At 57.0% G+C, this 18,000-nt stretch carries 21 protein-coding genes; 14 read left to right on the top strand and 7 right to left on the bottom strand.

What is annotated here, in order from left to right; translation table 11 throughout:
* Positions 1-176 (bottom strand): single-stranded DNA-binding protein (gene ssb / locus ACTG34_RS00330; protein WP_439103110.1); only part of this gene is annotated, 176 nt, incomplete at its 3' end.
* Positions 177-351: 175 nt separating this feature from the next.
* On the opposite strand from ssb, the gene ACTG34_RS00325 reads away from it, so the two are divergent.
* Complete coding sequence (locus ACTG34_RS00325) at positions 352-954, top strand: lytic transglycosylase domain-containing protein (RefSeq protein WP_439103066.1); 603 nt, start codon at positions 352-354, stop codon at positions 952-954.
* 44 nt (positions 955-998) lie between these two features.
* Here the strand turns inward: ACTG34_RS00325 and ACTG34_RS00320 are convergent, their stop codons facing one another.
* Complete coding sequence (locus tag ACTG34_RS00320; RefSeq protein ID WP_439103065.1) at positions 999-1,943, bottom strand: helix-turn-helix domain-containing protein; 945 nt, start codon at positions 1,941-1,943, stop codon at positions 999-1,001.
* A gap of 155 nt (positions 1,944-2,098) precedes the next feature.
* Positions 2,099-2,983: a tRNA (adenosine(37)-N6)-dimethylallyltransferase MiaA gene (gene miaA, locus ACTG34_RS00315; RefSeq protein ID WP_439103064.1), complete on the bottom strand. Its 885-nt coding sequence runs from the start codon at positions 2,981-2,983 to the stop codon at positions 2,099-2,101.
* A 149-nt stretch (positions 2,984-3,132) separates the two neighbouring features.
* Between miaA and pyrH the strand changes: the two genes are divergently transcribed.
* Entirely contained in the window at positions 3,133-3,870 is a 738-nt protein-coding gene (gene pyrH, locus ACTG34_RS00310) for a UMP kinase (RefSeq protein WP_062215432.1), read from the top strand.
* Between the two features lie 3 nt (positions 3,871-3,873).
* On the opposite strand, the gene ACTG34_RS00305 is transcribed toward pyrH, so the two are convergent.
* Entirely contained in the window at positions 3,874-4,935 is a 1,062-nt protein-coding gene (locus ACTG34_RS00305) for a Hint domain-containing protein (RefSeq protein WP_439103063.1), read from the bottom strand.
* A gap of 199 nt (positions 4,936-5,134) precedes the next feature.
* Between ACTG34_RS00305 and frr the strand changes: the two genes are divergently transcribed.
* The 12 genes from frr to lpxB all read left to right on the top strand — a co-directional run bounded on the left by frr (position 5,135) and on the right by lpxB (position 16,681).
* Entirely contained in the window at positions 5,135-5,698 is a 564-nt protein-coding gene (gene frr, locus ACTG34_RS00300; RefSeq protein WP_439103062.1) for a ribosome recycling factor, read from the top strand.
* A gap of 142 nt (positions 5,699-5,840) precedes the next feature.
* Entirely contained in the window at positions 5,841-6,557 is a 717-nt protein-coding gene (uppS, locus tag ACTG34_RS00295; RefSeq protein WP_342842310.1) for a polyprenyl diphosphate synthase, read from the top strand.
* Positions 6,554-7,237, top strand: coding sequence for a phosphatidate cytidylyltransferase (locus tag ACTG34_RS00290; RefSeq protein ID WP_439103061.1), 684 nt, complete (start codon positions 6,554-6,556; stop codon positions 7,235-7,237). The genes uppS and ACTG34_RS00290 overlap by 4 nt, the downstream gene beginning before the upstream one ends.
* Before the next feature lie 9 nt (positions 7,238-7,246).
* Positions 7,247-8,413 (top strand): 1-deoxy-D-xylulose-5-phosphate reductoisomerase, encoded by a 1,167-nt coding sequence (dxr, locus tag ACTG34_RS00285; protein WP_439103060.1) that lies wholly within the window; start codon positions 7,247-7,249, stop codon positions 8,411-8,413.
* An 80-nt stretch (positions 8,414-8,493) separates the two neighbouring features.
* Complete coding sequence (gene rseP, locus ACTG34_RS00280) at positions 8,494-9,828, top strand: RIP metalloprotease RseP (RefSeq protein ID WP_439103059.1); 1,335 nt, start codon at positions 8,494-8,496, stop codon at positions 9,826-9,828.
* A gap of 155 nt (positions 9,829-9,983) precedes the next feature.
* Entirely contained in the window at positions 9,984-10,115 is a 132-nt protein-coding gene (locus tag ACTG34_RS00275; protein WP_256209970.1) for a hypothetical protein, read from the top strand.
* Positions 10,116-10,291: 176 nt separating this feature from the next.
* The gene (gene bamA / locus ACTG34_RS00270; RefSeq protein WP_439103058.1) at positions 10,292-12,628 is read left to right on the top strand and encodes an outer membrane protein assembly factor BamA; all 2,337 of its coding nucleotides are present in this window, start codon (positions 10,292-10,294) and stop codon (positions 12,626-12,628) included.
* 11 nt (positions 12,629-12,639) lie between these two features.
* A complete protein-coding gene (locus ACTG34_RS00265) occupies positions 12,640-13,281 on the top strand; it encodes an OmpH family outer membrane protein (protein WP_439103057.1) in 642 nt (213 codons plus the stop codon).
* A 161-nt stretch (positions 13,282-13,442) separates the two neighbouring features.
* On the top strand, positions 13,443-13,901 hold the full coding sequence (gene fabZ, locus ACTG34_RS00260) for a 3-hydroxyacyl-ACP dehydratase FabZ (protein WP_062215416.1): 459 nt from the start codon (positions 13,443-13,445) through the stop codon (positions 13,899-13,901).
* Positions 13,902-13,905: 4 nt separating this feature from the next.
* Positions 13,906-14,703 (top strand): acyl-ACP--UDP-N-acetylglucosamine O-acyltransferase, encoded by a 798-nt coding sequence (gene lpxA / locus ACTG34_RS00255; RefSeq protein WP_439103056.1) that lies wholly within the window; start codon positions 13,906-13,908, stop codon positions 14,701-14,703.
* An 8-nt stretch (positions 14,704-14,711) separates the two neighbouring features.
* Positions 14,712-15,503: an LpxI family protein gene (locus tag ACTG34_RS00250; protein WP_439103055.1), complete on the top strand. Its 792-nt coding sequence runs from the start codon at positions 14,712-14,714 to the stop codon at positions 15,501-15,503.
* Positions 15,500-16,681 (top strand): lipid-A-disaccharide synthase, encoded by a 1,182-nt coding sequence (lpxB, locus tag ACTG34_RS00245; protein ID WP_439103054.1) that lies wholly within the window; start codon positions 15,500-15,502, stop codon positions 16,679-16,681. Before ACTG34_RS00250 ends, lpxB begins: the two co-directional genes overlap by 4 nt.
* On the opposite strand, the gene ACTG34_RS00240 is transcribed toward lpxB, so the two are convergent.
* From ACTG34_RS00240 to ACTG34_RS00230, 3 genes are all read right to left on the bottom strand, one after another.
* Entirely contained in the window at positions 16,678-16,932 is a 255-nt protein-coding gene (locus ACTG34_RS00240) for a zinc ribbon domain-containing protein (protein ID WP_439103053.1), read from the bottom strand. The two genes, lpxB and ACTG34_RS00240, sit on opposite strands and share 4 nt — an antisense overlap.
* Positions 16,933-17,033: 101 nt before the next feature.
* Positions 17,034-17,516: a DUF2059 domain-containing protein gene (locus tag ACTG34_RS00235; RefSeq protein WP_439103052.1), complete on the bottom strand. Its 483-nt coding sequence runs from the start codon at positions 17,514-17,516 to the stop codon at positions 17,034-17,036.
* Positions 17,517-17,592: 76 nt separating this feature from the next.
* On the bottom strand, positions 17,593-18,000 hold a 408-nt coding region (locus tag ACTG34_RS00230), incomplete at its 5' end, for an aminomethyltransferase beta-barrel domain-containing protein (RefSeq protein ID WP_439103051.1).

Here is an 18,000-nt window from a genome sequence, read left to right as displayed (position 1 = left end):
ACAGCAACAGAATGCCACTCGGTGCGCTCTTTGCGCTCGCCTGTTGTGCGGTCTTTCCAGTTCTCGGATGTGGCAATGCGCAGGTTGCAGACTTTGCCGCCGTTTTGGAATGTACGCACCTCAGGGTCACGCCCCAAGTTGCCAACGATGATCACTTTATTGACCGAACCAGCCATACCCATGTCTCCAAGTTAGATTCTCTTTGAGACGTTACATCACTGTGGGGGCCGTTTTGAAAGGCGAAAATCCAATGATTGGGCGGGGCGCGCGCCGATGCGGCGCCGTAGCCCCTTGGCGAATACAAAGCACCTTCCTATATTCGCTGTGTGGATTGACGAGGGATGGGGCGCAATGCAAGTTCGACGAAAGACCATATTAAACGCCATTTTTGGCGCAATGATAAGTGTCTGCCTATACGCGACGCCGGTAGCAGCAGGCGATATTTTCTCCACCAAAAATCGCACATCTATCTATGCTTCACAGCTTTCGGTGCTCGAAGGGCGCGCAGCAGAGCAATATTCCTCCTCAATCAATTTGCAGCCAGAACGCTTCACGGCGGGCCGTGTCGGTCTGCCGTATGGCGGCAGTTATTCGGGTCCGTGGTTGGCGGTTGCGCGCGATGCGGCGCGCCGTCACGGTGTGCCGTCCGATCTCTTTTTACGTTTGGTACAACAAGAAAGTGGTTGGAACCCAACGGCGCGTAGTCACGCAGGGGCCACGGGTCTCGCGCAATTAATGCCCGGAACGGCGCGGCTTTTGGGGGTGAATATCAATGATCCTGAGCAAAACCTGTCCGGTGGCGCGCGGTATCTGCGTATGATGTATGAAAAATTTGGCAATTGGCGCTTAGCGCTTGCCGCCTATAACGCGGGTCCGCAAGCTGTTGAAAAATATGGGGGGGTGCCGCCCTACAAAGAGACCCGCAACTATGTCCGGATCATCTGGGGCAGCTAGGTCGCCGCAATGCACGGCCTGATCCAAAGTCGTTCGCGTGTGTATTAGCGCGATGCGCGAAACCCGCGCGGGGTGACATGTGTCACCTTTTGAAACGCCCGCGAAAAATAGGCGGCCGATTGAAACCCCAATTTGTGTGCAATGTCTTTGACGGGCAAGTCCGTCTCTTTGAGCAGGCGACGCGCCTCGAAATGAATGCGATCGGCCAAAAGCACTGAGGCGGCATGACCGTTGGCAATGTTGCAGGCCCGCGTCAAATGCGTGGGCGTTACCCCCAAGGCGGCGGCGTAATGCGACACGCTATGGTGCGCGCGAAACTGGGATTCGATGAGAGCGGTGAAGGCCGCCACAAGGCGGCGCGATGCATCTGGCGTCAATGCGTTGTCGGGCATCACTGACATCTGGCGCTCTAGCCAAACAGAAATCAATCCCCCCTGCAGGGCGAGGGCGCGCTCATGTCCGGGCAGATCGTTGTCGATCTCGCGGGCGAGGCCGTCGATCAGACCCGTAATCTCGTTTTGTTGCACCACTTCGGTAAAGCGCAAATGTAATGGCTCATCGGGGAGCGCGATTTGGTCCGTGTCTGGCAGGTGGACGATGTAGCCCGAAATCTGACCAATCGGCTCAAACCCGTACATCGTGCGGGACGGCAAAAAGATCAGATTATGCGGTCCGAACCCGCGCGTGATGCCCGACATTGTGAAGCGGCCCTGACCACGCGTGAACCAAAACAAACTGGGCGAGCGGTGCGAGCGCATCGCCTGTGTGCGCCATTTATCGCCGTGGCCGCTGACCGTAGAGGTGCCATTGTAGCGGGCAAGCGGTTCAACGCGGTAGGCGGGGGGCATCGGGATGTCGGGGATTTTCGGCGCTTTAGATGTGCGGGGTTTTGAGGCGCTGATGACCACAGGCGTTTGCACGTCCCGCGCGTGGTGCGGCGTGTCGCTCAGATTACCCAAGGGGGGCGTGTGAAAAATTCGGTTTGCCATGATCTCGCCCTGCGGTTTGTTGCGCGGTGTTGTGTGCGGCGCGGTTGCATGTTCGATTTGTGCAATTTTACGCAGGAGTTGGCGTGAGTCAAAGAATTAATTGTGGAATTTCAATGGCGTAGTTCGGCATCTTGCCGCGTTGCCACGACAGGTGGTTAGGGCAACGATATCTTGTGGTAGGTGCGCATGCGCGCCCTAAACCAAGTGCGCTGACGTTTGGCAAATTGCCGTGTTGCGATGGTTGCGGCCTCGGTTGCGGCGGCTAAATCGCAGGTTCCGTGCAGATATGCCATCAATTCGGGCGCGCCTATGGCCTTTGAGGAGGGGTGCGCAGGGTTCCAATTGGGCAAGTTTGCCTCTGCTTCGGCCAATGCGCCGCCTGCAATCATATGTTCAAACCGTGTTTCGATTCGCGCGGCCAACCAATTGCGGTCGGCATCCATCACAATGGGGTAGGTCGACGAGACTGGCAAAAGCGGGGGTGGCGTGTCTGCCTGCCATGCGGCTAGACCGCGCCCCGTTGCGCGCAAAACTTCCCATGCCCGCTGAACCCGCATTGGATTAAGGCGATCTATCTTTTGTGCCGTTTGCGGGTCTTCGGCGTCAAGGTCTGCCAAAAGCCCTGCATGGCCACCTTCGGTTATGCGCCGTGCATCAGCCGTGGCGCGCAATTGCGGTGGGGTGGCGGGGATATCGACCAAGCCTTCGGTGAGGGCCGAAAAATAAAGTCCCGTGCCACCCACAACGATAGGGCGGTGCGGACCGGTCAGATAGGGTGCGACATCGCGCAGCCAATGCCCAACAGAATACGGGGCGTCAAAACCGATATGACCATACAGGGCATGCGGGGCGAGAGCCTCATCTTCGCGGGACGGGCGGGCCGAAAGAATACGCCAGTTTTCAAACACTTGTAGGGCATCGGCATTCACGATTACGCCGCCTTGTGTCTGGGCAATTTCCAAGGCCAGCGCGGATTTTCCGCTCGCGGTCGGACCGGCGATCAAGACGGGTTGATCAGGGGAAAGGTCGCGGGGGATCATGGTGTATCGGTCCTTTGGGCCGCTAAACGTAGCGTTATGCGTCTGTTTTAGCGCCGCTTGTTTGTATTTTTCTCACAGGGCGCATTGAACCTCCAGCGGTTTTAGATCATTTTGCGCGCAATCAATGACATGTAAGGCGAGGTCAAGCCATGAACGACGCGGAACCCGATCACCCGTCCATAAAGTACAAACGTGTGCTTTTAAAAATCTCAGGCGAGGCGCTTATGGGCGATCAGGGCTTTGGTCTGCATCCGCCAACGGTTGAGCGCATCGCCAAAGAGGTGAAAACCGTACACGACATGGGGGTCGAGATTTGTATGGTCATCGGCGGCGGCAACATCTTTCGCGGGCTGCAAGGGTCTGCGCAGGGGATGGAACGCACCACAGCGGACTATATGGGCATGCTCGCCACCGTCATGAACGCGCTCGGGATGCAAGCCGCCCTTGAGGCGCTCAACATCAACACCCGCGTGATTTCCGCGATCACAATGAACGAAGTGGCCGAGCCGTATATTCGCCGCCGCGCCGTGCGCCATCTAGAGAAAAAGCGGATTTGCATTTTCGCCGCGGGCACGGGTAATCCCTATTTCACCACCGATACCGCCGCGACACTGCGCGCCAATGAGATGGCGTGCGAAGCAATCTTTATGGGCAAAAACGGTGTCGACGGGGTTTATGACAAAGACCCGAAAACCAACCCAGATGCCAAGCGCTATGATACGGTGAGCTATGATGAGGTGTTGTCCAAGCATCTCAAGGTCATGGACGCCTCCGCCATTGCATTGGCACGCGACAATAATCTGCCTCTTATCGTCTTTCCACTGGATGCACCCGGCGGGTTTCGGTCCATCCTTGAGGGGAAGGGCACCTACACAACGGTCAAGTAGCGCTCACCGCGCCTTTTGAGAGAACAACGCAGGCGTGCGCGCGGCCTCACTGAGGAAGCGGCGCGCCTGTTTTGCGTTCAAGATAGAGCGTGCGGGTATGGCGGCACGCCAAGCAGCGTCCGAGAGTACGACGTCTATATTTCCAAGGATGTCACAGGTCTGCGCGCCAAGTAGGAGCGTCTCTGCATGAAATCCGTTGGCGTAGATGATTTCATGGCGGCGCAAACGTAAATGGACATAGCTCACCGGAACAAAAGGCACGCCCTGTGTCACGCCGTCCAAAGTGAGCAGGTGGCGCGCCGCAATCAACACTTGTGATGGCCAATCGGTTTCGTTGGGCGCGTTCAACAACAGCCTGTGCTGTGGCGATATTCGCAAGGGCGCATGTCCGTGTGGCTGACCGATGGCTGTAAGGGCGTGCGGTGCGATGCAAATCGGAGCATTACGCGCGGGCCGCATCAATTTGCGGGTGATGGTTTGTGCAATTGGCTGGGCCGCGTGGTCAAGCGTTGTGATCAGATCGCCTTGCTTCAATTGCTCGACCGCGCGCGGCCCGTTTGGCGTGTCAATCAGCGTTCCATAGGCAAAGCAAACTACGGATGAATTCGAAATAGTATGCCAAGTGTAGTATCCCCCGCTTTCTGATGACACTGGCGTGGTCAGTTCGATCGACTTAATCTTGAGGTTGTCTAACTCTCCAACGCCATCAAGGTCGACGACGAATGTGTCGCCGTTTTGCATTTGAGAGACGACGAGCACAAGCGTCGTGATGGTTCCGTCGACCTCAGTGACGTTGGCATTGTATGGAATTGTCGTGTCGAGCACCTGAGAATACGCGGTGCCGCCTTGCGTATACGTCACATAGTCGGTTGTCGTGAAGTCGTCGTTATAGATGCTGCCTGAATCATCATCGTCATAGCTAAAGATGTCTACAACTTCGAGACCAGAGGCTTGTGTGTAGGTGCCACTGATTGCTGTCGCGTTTTCGGCGACCGAATTCCCTTCGGTCGGATCGATACTCGGCAACGTGCCGATGAAAACCATTGTGCTTGTTGTGACAATCATACTGATTCCGATAGCGCAACAGCGTTAGGATTCGATTAAATTAGGTCTGACGAGGCGATGGGCAATCGCGTGTGCTCGACGCGCAAAAGCGGCTATACAATCGGGGCGCGACACCGTAAAAACGCATGAAACCCCGCTCGGTCCGCTTGTGATCACGTCTTGGAGCGGGATCAAAGCCATACTGCAAGGAGGACACACCATGTCCGAAGATTTCATTCTCGACACCGATGATTTGAACCGCCGCATGGACGGGACATTGGCCAACCTGCGCACGGAATTCGCATCATTGCGCACGGGACGCGGATCCGGCTCGATGCTCGATCCGATCATGGTGGATGCCTATGGTCAGATGACCCCGATCAACCAAGTGGGCACCGTGAACGTGCCAGAGCCGCGCATGGTTACGATCAATGTTTGGGACAAGGGTTTGGTGGGCAAGGTTGAAAAGGCCATTCGCGAAAGCGGTTTGGGCATCAATCCGCAACTCAACGGCACAATCATCATGTTGCCGATCCCCGAGCTGAACGAGGAGCGTCGCCGCGAATTGACAAAGGTGGCGGGGGGCTACGCCGAACACGCACGCGTGGCCATCCGCAACGTGCGCCAAGACGGCATGCAGCAGATCAAAAAGGCCAAGGCGGACGGCATGTCCGAGGACGACCAAAAGCTATGGGAAGAAGAGGTCCAGACGATGACCAACACCCATATCAAACGGATCGACGAGATGCTTGATCATAAGCAAGACGAAATTATGCAGGTTTAAGCGGGCTGTTGCCGCGCGCGTCGTTGTGGCGGGCGCGGCCGTGCTATTTTGCACGGTTGCAGGTCGTAAGGTTTAGACGAGACTACTTTATTTGTGTATTTGAACATGGCAAACGGGTCATGTGTTTAGAGGGTGGAGCGATATGATTGAGACACCACAAGGACCAAAGCACGTGGCCATCATTATGGATGGGAACGGGCGCTGGGCGCAATCGCGTGGCAAGCCGCGTCTGTTCGGCCACCATGCAGGGGCCAAACGCGTCAAAGAGATTGTGCGGGCCTGTCCGGCGCAGGGCGTCAAATACCTCACCATTTTTGCCTTTTCGACCGAGAACTGGAAGCGTACCCAAACCGAGGTGGCGGGTCTTATGTCGCTCTTTCGCACATATATTCGCGGCGAAATGCGGTCGCTCAAAAAAGAGGGCGTGCGGGTGCGGTTCATCGGGGACCGTGTGCGCCTTGACCGTAAGTTGGCCAATCTGATGGACGACCTTGAGGCCGAAACAAAAGACAATGATGTGACCCATTTGACCATTGCGCTCAACTACGGCGGGCGCGACGAGGTGGCTCGCGCGGTAAAAGACATGGCGCGTGACGTGGCTGCGGGCACGTTGGATGCGGAATCGGTCGATGAAACCACGCTCACCGCCTATCTCGACACGCGGGTGTTGCCCGATCCCGATTTGGTGATCCGCACCTCTGGCGAAGCACGGATATCGAATTTCTTGTTGTGGCAATCTGCCTACGCGGAATATGAATTTATCGACACGCTATGGCCGGACTTTTCCACGGACGTGTTTGCGGATGTCCTCAGCCGCTACGGCGTGCGAGATCGTCGTTTTGGCGGAGTGAACGTTTGAACCTGATCCACGAAAAATGGGGCGATTTGGGTGTGCGGGTTGCCTCGGCGGCTGTCATGCTCATGGTCGGCGTCGTCGCGATTGCCGCGGGATCGTTGGTGTTTGGCGCACTCGTGTGTGCCGTGTCGTTGATTGGAATTTGGGAATTGGTCCACATGGGCCGCGCCAAATCCGCAAAGGGCATCTTTAGCTTTGCTGATTTCTTTGCCTTGTCGGGCTATGCGTTTTTCGTCTGTTTGGCCGCCGTTGGTTTGATTTTTCTATATGTCGGATTTAGCGCTTACGGTGTGGGCTACCTTGTTGCTCTTGTGGTTGTGACCGACAGCTTGGGTTATTTGGTCGGGCGCAAGGTGGGCGGCAAAAAATTCTGGCCGTCCATTAGCCCCAAAAAGACATGGGCGGGTGTGCTCGGCGGGTGGGGCGGCGTTGCTGTCTTGGCGCTTGTCGTCGGCACAGTTGCCCCGATTTCCAACATGACATCGACGGGGTTTGTGTTGTTTTCTGTGGCGATGTCGTTTGCCTCGCAATTGGGCGATATCGCACAAAGTGCTTTGAAACGGCGTATGGGCGTGAAAGACAGCTCCAACATCATTCCAGGGCACGGCGGTGTCCTTGATCGGTTCGACGCGCTTTTGGCGGCGAGCGTGGTCATGCTCGGGTGTATCCTCTACGCAATTTAAGGACCATTTATGAGACGCATCTCCATTTTTGGCGCCACGGGGTCCATCGGCCAATCCACTATTGATCTGATCCGTCGCGACCGCGAGGCCTATGATGTGGTTGCCCTGACGGGGGGCGCGAACGTAGACCTATTGGCACATGATGCGCGTGCTTTGGGCGCTAAAGTGGCGGTGACGGCCTATGAGGACAAACTCCCCGCGCTCAAGGATGCGCTTGCCGGATCGGGCATCCACGCGGCGGCGGGTGCGCATGCTTTGATCGAGGCGGCGGATCGTCCCGCCGATTGGATTATGTCCGCAATTGTTGGCGCGGCAGGGCTTGCGCCTGGGTTACACGCGCTCAAACACGGGACAACTTTGGCACTTGCGAATAAAGAAAGCCTTGTGACCGCTGGGCCGTTGTTGATGCGCGAAGCACACGCGCACGGCACGCGTATCTTACCCGTCGACAGCGAACATTCGGCGGTGTTCCAAGGGCTGGTCGGCGAAGAGCGCGCCGAAGTCGAGCGCGTCATTATCACCGCCTCGGGTGGTCCGTTTCGCGACTGGAGCCTTGAGCAATTGGCAGGGGCGACACTGGCGCAGGCCTGCACGCATCCCTCGTGGGATATGGGGCAACGGATCACGATTGATAGCGCGTCGATGTTCAATAAGGCGCTCGAAATCATTGAAACACATGAATATTTTGGATTTTCCGGCGATATGATCGAGGTGCTCGTGCATCCGGGATCATATGTGCACGCGCTTGTCGGGTTCAAGGATGGCGCGCTGATGGCGCATTTGGGCGCACCTGATATGCGCCATGCGATCGGTTACGCGCTTCACTGGCCCGAGCGGCGTCATTTGCCAGTCGAGCGGCTTGATCTGGCCAAAATCGGCAGCCTGCGCTTTGAGGCTCCCGATGAGGTGCGTTTTCCCGCGCTGCGTTTGGCGCGCGATGTCATGGAGATTGGCGGATTGGCGGGGGCCGTGTTCAATGCCGCCAAAGAGGCCGCACTTGATGCGTTTATCGCAGGCGAGATCGGATTTTTGGATATGGCGCGGCATGTCGAGAGCGTCCTCAACCAAATGTCATCCACCGCGAGCCTTGGAAATGCCGCATTAACCTTGGATACCGTCCTCGAAGCCGATAAGGAAGCGCGAGCCCGCGTTCGCGCGGCAGTCGCGCGCGCCTGATATTGTCGAGGGCGAGATGTTGTGATGATTTGCGCGAGTGAAACTGCGCGTGATACGTGAGACAAGGAACTGATTTTACTATGGATTTATCCAACCTATCCGCCGTTTTCGGAAACTCCGCCTTTACGGTGGTGGTGTTTATCATCGCTTTGTCGATCATCGTCACCGTGCATGAGTACGGCCACTACATCGTCGGCAAGTGGTGCGGGATCAAAGCGGATGTGTTCTCACTGGGCTTTGGCAAACCGCTCGTGCAGCGCACCGCCAAAGACGGTACGGTCTGGCAAATCGCTGCTATTCCGTTGGGCGGATATGTAAAATTCGCGGGCGATGCCAATGCGGCCTCGGCCCCTGACGCCCACGCGGTTGACGGAATGGCCCCCGATGAGGCGCGCCACACAATGCCTGGTGCTCCGCTTTGGGCGCGCACGCTTACCGTGGCGGCGGGACCGGTGTTCAACTTCATCTTCTCGGCTTTGGTGTTCGCGGGGCTGTCGTTGTCCACAGGCCAAGTCAAAGACACGCTTGAAATCGCACAGGTCAAGCCTGTGCCGTTTGAGGTGGGGTTGCAAAGCGGCGATACGATTGTCGCAATTGGCGGCGTGGCCGTCCCCGAGTTGTCGCAAATGGGCACTTTTATCGAGACTTTGCCACGCACCGCGCAGATGGACTACACAGTTGAACGGGGCGGCGCGCAGGTTGTTGTCACAGGTCCACATCCCTTTCCTGTGATCGTGGGTGGTATCACCCCCAAGTCGGCGGCGCGCGATGCCCGCCTTGATGTCGGCGATGTGATCACCACGATTGATGGTGTGACCCTCAACAGCTTTTATGAATTGCGCGATGCCGTGGCCGCCGCCGAAGGGCGTGAAATGACGCTGACCGTGTGGCGCGATGGCGAGACGTTTGACAGCACAATGACTGCGCGGCGCCGCGATATTCCCGCCGATGACGGCGGGTTCGAGACGCGGTGGCTGATCGGGATTTACGGCGCCACGCTCTACACCCAAGCCACCGATCCTGTGGGCATTGGTGAGGCGCTCGTTCACGGGGTCGAGGGCGTTTGGTCGGTTATTACCGGTAGCCTGTCGGGCCTTTATAATATGGTCGTGCGCAATATCTCCGCGTGCAACCTCACAGGTGCGGTGGGCATGGCAGGCGCTGTGAGCACAATGGCAAGTCAGGGAATCGACAGCTACATCAGCGTGATTGCGTTCTTGTCCACGGCGATTGGGTTGATCAACCTGTTCCCGATCCCTGTATTGGATGGGGGCCACCTCGTGTTTTATGCCTACGAGGCTGTGCGCGGCAAACCGTTGCCGGATCGCGCGGTGGGGATCATGATGGGGTTTGGGCTCGTGGTCGTGCTCTTTTTCATGTCTATGGGGTTGGCCGCCGACTTCTTGTGCAAATAAGCGCGCGGGCAGGGAGATTTCGGCACGTTTTTCGAAACGGTCTAATTCTTGCCATATTCCTATCCTAAAGTATGGGAAGCATGATTGAGATGTGGGGCGTGGTCCCGCGTCACACCCTCGGACCCACACTTTGCTTCATCACAAGGAGGCTTCATATGACCGCTCTTCGTTCAGGGTATCACGGTCTCGCCTATCTGGCGTCATTGAACACCGATCGGCTATTGTACGGCGCGACAATTGCCGTGGCATTGGTGGCCGGATCGTTCTTTGGGACGCTGTTTTTGTAAGGCGCTTGTATCGGTGCGCCCGCACCGGTGATGCCCGTGAAAACACATTGAAATTCGCAATTTGCAAGGCTCCCGATTTGGGGGCCTTTTTTGTGTCGGTTTTAACGGCTGCGTTTTGACAAGAGGGGCCTTTCACGATACTCAATCTGGACACTGGGGCCATAACGAGATCTGCCATGAAAAATATCACGCGTGACACCGACAAGCGGCTCATGAGCGGCGCGGGCAAAGCCCTTGCGCTATCTTTGTCGGCTTTGGCCTTAACTACAACGGCTTACACGGTCATTCCGCGCGCCGCGATCGCGCAAGACTACGCGTTTTCCTCGGTTGTGGTCGAGGGCAATACACGCGTTGGGTCCGATACGATCCTGTCCTACGCGGGAATCGTTCGCGGTCAGCCGGTCTCTGCGGCCGCTTTGAACGATGCCTATCAGCGGATTGTTGCCTCCGGTCTGTTCGAAAGTGTCGAGATTGTTCCGGGTGGCAATCGGTTGGCGATCAAGGTCACAGAATTTCCAGTGGTCTCTCGCGTGAATATTGAGGGCAATCGCACGATTGATGATGCTGCCTTGGGATCATTGATCCGTACAAGCGAGCGCCGCGTGTTTTCACCCTCCGTGGCCGAGGCAGACGCTGCCGCCATTACCGAAGCATACGCGGCCAAAGGCCAGTTGATCGCAACCGTCACACCCCAGATCATCCGCCGCTCCGGCAACCGTGTCGACGTTGTGTTCGACGTGACAGAGGGCAAGGGCGTCGAAGTTGAGCGCCTGTCGTTTGTTGGCAACCGCTCGTTTTCGGATGCACGTTTGCGCCGCGTTCTCGCGACCAAACAAGCGGGCCTTTTGCGGTTTATCGTCGGCCGCGACACCTATGACGAGGAGCGCATCGGCTTTGACAAGCGCGTGCTCACCGATTTTTATACCTCACGCGGCTATGTCGATTTTTCCGTGTTAAGCGCCAACGCTGAGTTCTCGCGCGAACGCAATGCGCATTTCGTAACCTTCTCGGTGCGCGAAGGACAAAGTTACGACTTTGCCAACACTACAATCGTTTCACAGATCGATGGTGTGGACGCCGCAGATTACCAGCGTGCGATGAACCTGCGCGCGGGTCAGACGTATTCGCCTGTTGCGATTGAAAACGTCATTGCGCGTATTGAGAAAATGGCACAGGACAACGGCGTTGATTTTGTCCGCGTCGAGCCACGTGTGACGCGCAACCAGCGCGACTTGACACTTGATGTCGAGTTTGTCTTGAGTAAAGGCCCACGGGTGTTCGTCGAGCGGATCGATATTGAAGGCAACGCAACCACCCTTGACCGTATTGTGCGCCGCCAATTCCGTATTGTTGAGGGCGACCCGTTCAATCCGCGTGAAATTCGCGAGGCGGCCAGCCGCATTCGGGCGCTGAATTTCTTTTCCAATGCCGATGTGAACGCCCGCGAGGGATCGAGCGCCGATCAGGTTGTGGTCGATGTGAACGTTGAAGAGGCGCCCACTGGCTCCTTCAGCTTTGGTGCAAACTATTCCGTGTCGGATAACGTCAATCTTGTCGCGTCCTTCTCAGAGCGTAACTTCCTTGGTCGTGGCCAGACGGTTTCGGCGGATTTGACGACGAAACTTGATGACGGCACCTTGCGGTTCAACTTTGTCGAGCCTGCGTTCCTCGGGCGTGATGTGGCCTTGGGCTTTGGCATTGGACTTGCCTCGACCCAGCCGTCTTATGCACTGCACACAACGCGCACGGCCTATGTGACGCCAAGCCTGACATTCCCCGTGTCCGAACGCGGCCGTTTGCGTCTTGATTATCGGTTTGATTTGTCCGAGATGAGCAATCCGGACAACGCGACCTTACCCTCGTTGATCGCCACCGATTTGAGCAAAGGCCGCGTGTCCACGCAGTCAGCGGGCTACACCTATTCCTTTGATACGCGCCGCAACGGGTTGAACCCCGACGCCGGTGTGTTGCTCTCGTTTGGCCAAGAGTTCGCGGGTTTGGGCGGCGACGTCAAATACGTGAAATCAACCGCCGAAGTGCGCGGCCAGATGAAGGTGTTCAATGATCAGGTCAACTTGCTTGGTGTGATCGAGGGCGGTGCAATTTCGTCGAGCGATGGCACGATGGTCAATGATCGGTTCTTTAACAGCTCCGATGTTCTTCGCGGGTTTGAACCCGGTGGCATCGGCCCGCGTGACGGTGCGACAGATGCGGCTTTGGGTGGTAATTTCTATGCCGTGGCCCGCATTGAGGCGCAGTTCCCGCTTGGCTTGCCTGAGGAGTACGGGATCAAGGGCGGCGTGTTCCTCGATCACGGCGCGGTTTGGGGCTTGGACAATGAGACCGGGATCGAGGCGGGGAGCGCGGATCGCACATTCCGCACCGTTGCTGGTGCGTCGATCTTTTGGATCACGCCCATCGGGCCGCTACGCTTTAACTTCTCCAAGGCGTTGGACAAACAAGATTTCGACAAAGAGCAGTCGTTTGACCTGACCATCTCGACGGAATTCTAAGGATGCGCCGGATGTCGTGGCCAACCCGTGGCACGGTCCTTTTAGGGATCGTGCTTGGCTGTGTCGGGTTTGGACCCGTGGCGGCGCAAGAGGCCGCGACATCTGTGGCACCATCTGCGACAAGCACGCAGCAAACGGTTTTGCCCGTCTTGGTGTTTGACCGCTCGCGCATCTTATCCGATAGCAAGTTGGGCCAAGCGTTCGAGGCGGAAATCCAACAGACCCGAGATGCATTAGTTCAAGAAAACAATGACATATACGCCGCTCTTGAAGTTGAAGAGGCAGAGATTTCCGCACTCCGCCCGACCTTGAGCGAAGAGGCGTTTGTGCAAAAGGCGGATGCCTTTGATCAAAAAGTAACATCGGTGCGTGCCGCGCAGGACCGCAAAGCCAACGATATCCAAACGCTCTACAATTCTGGACTTGAAGAGGTCGAGCAAAAGATGAACGCGGCTCTGACCTCCGTGGCGCGCGAAGTGCGCGCCATTGTCGTGTTCGAGCGACAGCAAGTTTATTTGATGTCAGGGGCGATTGATGTCTCGACGGAGATTATCCGCCGTCTTGACGCCCAGTTTGCCGTGGATGCGGCACTTGCCGACGCGCCTGTCACACCGGACGATGAGGCTTCGGACGGGTCCGCAGCCGTTGAATAAGGGGCGTGTCTTGCCCCCCGCGGGGCAACGGTTTTCTTGTCACCACCCCGCTTTCCTTGATAGGAAGGCAGGACTGTCGTCTACGGACGCAACATAACAGACCGTCGAAGGGATTTGAAATCCTGCGACGAAAGAAAAAAAGACCAAGAGGGACACATCCTATGAGCACTGATCTTAAAACCGCCGATATCGGATTGATTCAACGTATTATTCCACATCGCTACCCGTTTTTATTGGTGGATAAGGTGATTGATATCGACGGCTCCAAAAGCTGCACAGGCATCAAAAATGTGACCTTTAACGAGCCGCATTTCATGGGTCACTTTCCGGGCACCCCGATCATGCCGGGTGTCACGATTGTCGAGGCGATGGCACAGGCCGCCGCCGTGATGGTCGGCGTTGACCAAGACCTCGCAGACAAGGATTTTCTGGTGTATTTCATGGGGATTGATAGCTGCAAGTTCCGCCGCAAGGTTGTGCCCGGCGATGTCTTGCGCCTCAATGTGACCACCAAACGCGGTGGCGGTAAGGTGTGGAAATTCGAGGGCAGTGCTGATGTCGATGGCGAGATTGCTTGTACCGCATCGTTCACCGCGATGATGGACCTTCCGAAAGGGTGATCTGATGAGCATTCATCCGAGCGCGAACATCCATCCCTCCAGTGTGATCGAGGAGGGCGCTGTGATCGGCGCGGGCTGTAAAATCGGACCGTTTTGCCTTGTTGGCGGCGATGTGACGCTTGGCCAAGGGGTCGAGCTAAAGTCGCATGTGGTCATCGGTGGTGACACGCAGGTGGGCGACGAGACCGTCATCTTTCAATTCGCCTCAATCGGGGCGGTGCCGCAGGATTTGAAGTTCAAGGGCGAGGCAACGTCGCTTGTCATTGGTAAGCGTAACCGCATTCGCGAATACGTCACGATGAACCTTGGGACCGAGGGCGGCGGTGGCGTCACGCGCATTGGCGATGACGGGATGTTCATGGCCTGTTGCCACGTGGCGCATGATGTCCAGATCGGCAATCGTGTCATCTTGGTCAATTCGGTCGCTGTGGCGGGACATTGCGAGATCGCGGACGATGTGATCATCGGCGGATTGTCGGGCATTCATCAGTTTGTGCGGATCGGCAAAGGGGCAATCATTGGCGCGCTGTCCATGGTGACGGCGGATGTCTTGCCCCATGCCCTGGTCCAGGGGCCACGCGCGGAGTTGGACGGTCTCAACCTCGTCGGGCTAAAGCGCAAGGGTGTGGACCGCGCCGATATCAATGCATTGCGGGCTGCGTTCCAGATGCTCAAACAAGGCGAGGGATCGTTCAAAGAGCGCGCTTCGCGTTTGAGCGACGACTTTGATAGCGATTATGTGCGTGCGATGGTGGCCTTTGTCATGGCGGATAGCGACCGTGGCTTTTTAACCCCGAACTGAGGTTCCTCATGGCAACTGTGACGCGCACGGCGATTATCGCAGGGACAGGGCAGTTGCCGCAGGTTTTGGCAGCGGCGCTTGATACCCCTGTCTATGTCACATTGACGGATGTGGCCGTCCCCGCGGGCGTTGATCATGTCTCGGCGCGGATCGAAAAACTCGGCAAGTTGTTCAAAGAGTTGAAATCACGCGGTGTTGAAGCTGTAACCTTTGCGGGGGCTATGGCGCGGCCAAAGGTGAACCCCGTGCTTTTGGATCGTCACGCGTTGCGATTGGCTACGTGTCTGGGCAAGGGCGACGATGCGCTGTTGCGCGAGGTAATCGCGGTGTTTGAGGATCAAGGGTTCGCCATTCGCTCCGCGATTGAGATTTGTCCCGACTTGGCGTTACCTGCGGGCACGCTGTGGGGGCGTAAACCCTCCGCGACCGATGTGAGTGATGCGGCGCGCGCGCATGCGGTGTTGGAGGCACTGTCGCCGTTGGATGTCGGGCAAGGGGCCGTGTGCGCGGGCGGTCAGATGCTTGGGGTTGAGACCCTTCAAGGGACCAATGCGATGCTTGAGTTTGTGGCCGCGACCCCTGCGCATTTGCGCCGTGCGCGCGGTGTGTTCGTCAAAGCGCCCAAAGCGGGGCAAGATCTGCGCATTGATGTACCGACCATTGGGCTTGAAACGATTGAGGCCGTGATTGCGGCGGGGCTTGGCGGTCTTGTTGTGCCTGCGGGCGGTGTCATTGTGTTGGACCGAACTGGCGTGAAAGCGCGGGTTGAGGAGGCAGGTTTGTTCTTGCACGCGATATGACGGGGGCGATTGTGTCCAAACCACTCAAGGTCTTTGTGATTGCCGGCGAGGCATCGGGCGACCGATTGGGCGCGGCTGTCATGGCCGGATTGCGCGGGCTTGCGGGGGACGTGGAATTTCGCGGTGTGGGTGGCGCGCTGATGACGGGCGAGGGGCTTGAGAGCCTGTTTCCCATGAAAGAGCTGTCGCTTATGGGTCTGTTCGAAGTGCTGCCCAAGTATTTTCACCTCAAACGCCGCATCCGCGAAGTGGCCGAGGTCGCGGTGTCGTGGCACCCTGATGTCGTCCTTACCATCGATAGTCCCGATTTTTGTCTACGGGTCGCAGACATTATAAAGGCGCGCTCGGATATTCGGGTGTGTCACTACGTGGCCCCGACAGTGTGGGCGTGGCGTCCCGAGCGGGCCGAAAAGATGGCCGCGCGGGTGGATCAGGTTTTGGCGTTGTTTCCGTTCGAGCCGCCGTATTTCGAGGCCCACGAGCTGCGCTGTGACTTTGTCGGCCATCCTGTGGTGAGCGAAGCCGTGGCGTCCCCGAGCGATGTACGCGCGTTTCGCGAGGATCACGGGATTGGTGAGGCGCCTGTCGTGCTCGTCTTGCCGGGATCGCGCGAGGGCGAAATCGCCCGATTGGCCCCCGTCTTTGGCGCAGCATTGGATCAATTCGCACGCGCCCATCCCGAGGCGCGGTTCGCATTGCCCGTGGCATTCGGCGCGATGGAGAGTATTCGCGCACAGGTCGCGCAGTGGGAGATTGATCCGATCTTGATCCCCGCCGAGAATACCCAAGAGCGCCGTGCGGCATTCAAGGCCGCTGATATCGCATTGGCCGCAAGTGGCACGGTGTCTTTGGAGCTGGCGGCGAGTGATACACCGATGGTCATCGCTTACCGTATGAACCTGCTCACACAGTATATCGTTTCGCGCAAATTGCAGATCGACACGGTGACATTGGTTAATCTTGTCAGCGAGACGCGAGAGGTGCCAGAGTTTTTGGGATCACGCTGCACCGCCGAAAAAATTGCACCTGCGCTCACCCGCCTGATGGAAACGCCCGCTGCACAAGCCGAAGCCCTTGATCTGACGATGCAGCGGCTTGGACGCGCAGGCGAGGCTCCTGGTTTGCGAGCGGCGCGGGCGATTTTAGACGGGCTCGGAGCGACCGTCGCGCCCCGTTAATCCTCTCTCCATCGTTCTAAAAAAGGGATTTGTTGGGTGAAAACCCAAGCGACAGGGGTCAACACACCGCTTTTGCGCATTTGCCTTTTGCAAAAGGCCTGCATTTCCTTGGCTGTGCTGAAATAGGCTGTAAATTCGCCGTTGTTATAGCAATTGGAACAAAATGACGTGGATTTTGTGCCATCGGCTTCGGTGCCGCCGCCCATTGGATCTTTATGCATGGCGAGGCCGCAACTTTGACATTGAATCATCAATATGACTCCGTCGTTAAAAAGGCGCGTTTTGTTTGCACCCCACGTAAATGTCTCGTTTTTCGTGACGCCACCCCCACGGCGCTTGTCACCTAAATCTCCTACTTCGGTTCCAAAATGTCTTGAAGTTGCTCCATAACGGACGGCATTTTTGCAGTGACCATTTCGATGATCATCGGTTGCTGTGCGCCGATCATATCGGGCATTTTGACCATGACTGCGCGCCCTTCGGCGGTTTTGTAGAAATCACGCAGCGCGACGATTTCATCCAAGGTGAACATATCGGCCATAATGCCTGATGTCTCGCCCATGACCTCATACATAGGCTGCTCGAAGGCCTCCATGTATAGATCTTGAATGTCGGCTTCCTGAGCCTCGGTGACGGTCCGCCCGCTGGCGCGCATTTGCGTCAAAATTGGCAGATACATTTGCGAGATCACACGGGTCATATCCATGTCCGCAATGGCCAATTCATTGTATTCAGTGGCGACTGCAAGGCGTTCTTCGCGAGTTTCGGATGCGGCAGGTAACGCTGTTAAAAGGCTGATAGAAATGGAAAAAGCGAGCACGACGTTTTTAAGCATAACAACTCCTCAATCGATACGGAGCAAATGTTAACCCCTCTTGTCGATTCTGCGCAAGGGGCATGTTGAACGATGCTCAATAGCCGCGCCAGATCCAACCGCCACCGAAGATCCGTGTGCTGTTGTCATCATAAAACACACAGGCCTGACCAGGTGAGACGCCTTCCTCGGCGACAATCAATTCTACCTCGGCTTCGGTGTCTGAAATCGGGCGAATAATCGCCTCGCGCGGCGGGCGGGTGGAGCGCACGCGCACCAACACATGCCATTCCTCGCGCGACATAAACGGCTCATCGCCAAGCCAGTTGATCTCGCGGACGGGAATTTTGCGCGTGGCCAACATCTCTTTGGGCCCAACGATGACCTGCTTTTTGTCCACGTCGAGTTTGACCACGTAGAGCGGATCGGCCAAGCCACCGATGCCAATCCCGCGCCGTTGACCGATTGTATAGTGCAACACGCCGTTGTGCGTGCCGCGCACATT

Source organism: Celeribacter marinus, assembly GCF_965656515.1.
GTDB lineage: Bacteria > Pseudomonadota > Alphaproteobacteria > Rhodobacterales > Rhodobacteraceae > Celeribacter > Celeribacter marinus_D.
Note: the sequence above shows the minus strand (reverse complement) of the source record. Positions and strands in the feature narration are given on the sequence as shown.

Bases quoted from the DNA above. Each gene is read 5' to 3' on its own strand.
- ACTG34_RS00325 (WP_439103066.1), top strand. From the start codon at position 352: ATGCAAGTTCGACGAAAGACCATATTAAACGCCATTTTTGGCGCAATG.
- ACTG34_RS00320 (WP_439103065.1), bottom strand. From the start codon at position 1,943: ATGGCAAACCGAATTTTTCACACGCCCCCCTTGGGTAATCTGAGCGAC.
- miaA (WP_439103064.1), bottom strand. From the start codon at position 2,983: ATGATCCCCCGCGACCTTTCCCCTGATCAACCCGTCTTGATCGCCGGT.
- pyrH (WP_062215432.1), top strand. From the start codon at position 3,133: ATGAACGACGCGGAACCCGATCACCCGTCCATAAAGTACAAACGTGTG.
- ACTG34_RS00305 (WP_439103063.1), bottom strand. From the start codon at position 4,935: ATGATTGTCACAACAAGCACAATGGTTTTCATCGGCACGTTGCCGAGT.
- frr (WP_439103062.1), top strand. From the start codon at position 5,135: ATGTCCGAAGATTTCATTCTCGACACCGATGATTTGAACCGCCGCATG.
- uppS (WP_342842310.1), top strand. From the start codon at position 5,841: ATGATTGAGACACCACAAGGACCAAAGCACGTGGCCATCATTATGGAT.
- dxr (WP_439103060.1), top strand. From the start codon at position 7,247: ATGAGACGCATCTCCATTTTTGGCGCCACGGGGTCCATCGGCCAATCC.
- rseP (WP_439103059.1), top strand. From the start codon at position 8,494: ATGGATTTATCCAACCTATCCGCCGTTTTCGGAAACTCCGCCTTTACG.
- ACTG34_RS00275 (WP_256209970.1), top strand. From the start codon at position 9,984: ATGACCGCTCTTCGTTCAGGGTATCACGGTCTCGCCTATCTGGCGTCA.
- bamA (WP_439103058.1), top strand. From the start codon at position 10,292: ATGAAAAATATCACGCGTGACACCGACAAGCGGCTCATGAGCGGCGCG.
- ACTG34_RS00265 (WP_439103057.1), top strand. From the start codon at position 12,640: ATGTCGTGGCCAACCCGTGGCACGGTCCTTTTAGGGATCGTGCTTGGC.
- fabZ (WP_062215416.1), top strand. From the start codon at position 13,443: ATGAGCACTGATCTTAAAACCGCCGATATCGGATTGATTCAACGTATT.
- lpxA (WP_439103056.1), top strand. From the start codon at position 13,906: ATGAGCATTCATCCGAGCGCGAACATCCATCCCTCCAGTGTGATCGAG.
- ACTG34_RS00250 (WP_439103055.1), top strand. From the start codon at position 14,712: ATGGCAACTGTGACGCGCACGGCGATTATCGCAGGGACAGGGCAGTTG.
- lpxB (WP_439103054.1), top strand. From the start codon at position 15,500: ATGACGGGGGCGATTGTGTCCAAACCACTCAAGGTCTTTGTGATTGCC.
- ACTG34_RS00240 (WP_439103053.1), bottom strand. From the start codon at position 16,932: ATGATTCAATGTCAAAGTTGCGGCCTCGCCATGCATAAAGATCCAATG.
- ACTG34_RS00235 (WP_439103052.1), bottom strand. From the start codon at position 17,516: ATGCTTAAAAACGTCGTGCTCGCTTTTTCCATTTCTATCAGCCTTTTA.